We start from the raw sequence: 1,371 nt of genomic DNA on the forward strand, positions 1-1,371 counted from the left end.
CATGCTTCGCTGTCGCTGGCCCAGCGCTGCAGCGGCGTGCCGAGTTCGCTGCCGCTGTTCAGCACCTTGCTCAACTACCGCCACAGCAACAACGGTGCGGCATCGACCGACACATTGTCAGCCTGGCAGGGCATTCAGACCCTGAGCATGGAGGAACGCACCAATTATCCGTTGTGCCTGAACGTCGATGACCTGGGCGATGACTTCATGCTCACCATTCAGGCCGTCAAGCAAATCAGTGCAACGCGCATCGGCGAGTACATGCAGGTTGCACTGCGCAGCCTGGTGGAAGCACTGGAACGCACCCCGCAAGCAGCGCTGAACAGCCTACCGCTGCTGCCGGACGATGAACGCGAGCTGTTGCTGACGGGTTTCAATGACACTGCCCATCCTTATCCTCGCGATGTGCTGATTCACCAACTGATCGAAAACCAGGTCAACCAGCGTCCGGGTACTTGCGCCGTACGCGGCGACAGCGGACCGCTGCTCACTTACGCCGAACTCAACCAACAGGCCAACCAGCTCGCCCATCGCCTGATCGAGCTGGGCGTGGAACCGGACTCGCGGGTCGCAGTAAGCCTGCGTCGCGGCGCGGAAATGGTCGTGGCGCTGTTGGGTATTCTCAAGGCCGGTGGTGCCTACGTGCCGATCGATCCTGACCTGCCGAGCGCGCGTCAGGCCTATATGCTCGAAGACAGCTCGCCAAGGGCGGTGCTGACTACTCTGGACCTGAGCGAAAACCTGCCGGCCATGACGCTGCCTGTACTGATTCTGGATGACCACCAAAACAGCTCACAGCTTGCCGCACAGCCGACCGGCAACCCGGATGCCAAAGCGCTGGGCCTTCAGCCGAATCATCTGGCCTATGTACTTTACACTTCCGGTTCCACCGGTACGCCCAAAGGCGTGATGAACGAACACTTGGGCGTGGTCAACCGACTGCTCTGGGCCCGCGATGCCTATCACGTGGACAGCAACGATCGGGTACTGCAAAAGACCCCGTTCGGCTTCGACGTGTCGGTCTGGGAATTTTTCCTGCCGCNATGCTCGATGTATTTCTGGAGCACCGCTCAACCCGCGACTTCCCGCAACTGCGCCGCGTGCTGTGCAGCGGCGAGGCCTTGCCTCGTGCGTTGCAGCGCCGCTTCGAGCAACACCTCAAGGGTGTTGAACTGCACAACCTGTATGGCCCGACCGAAGCGGCCATCGACGTTACTGCCTGGGAATGCCGTCCTACAGATCCGGGCGACAGCGTGCCCATCGGCCGTCCGATTGCCAACATTCAGATGCACGTACTGGATGCCTTGGGCCAGTTGCAACCGCTGGGTGTGGCTGGTGAGCTGCACATTGGCGGCATCGGCGTAGCGCGGG

1 pseudogene is annotated in these 1,371 nt (G+C 61.2%); it reads left to right on the forward strand.

The features are described from left to right. A pseudogene (locus AO388_RS02265) lies at positions 1-1,371 on the forward strand (AMP-binding protein); the annotation flags it as partial.

It is taken from the genome of Pseudomonas sp. ICMP 10191 (genome assembly GCF_001467335.1).
Lineage (GTDB): Bacteria > Pseudomonadota > Gammaproteobacteria > Pseudomonadales > Pseudomonadaceae > Aquipseudomonas > Aquipseudomonas cerasi.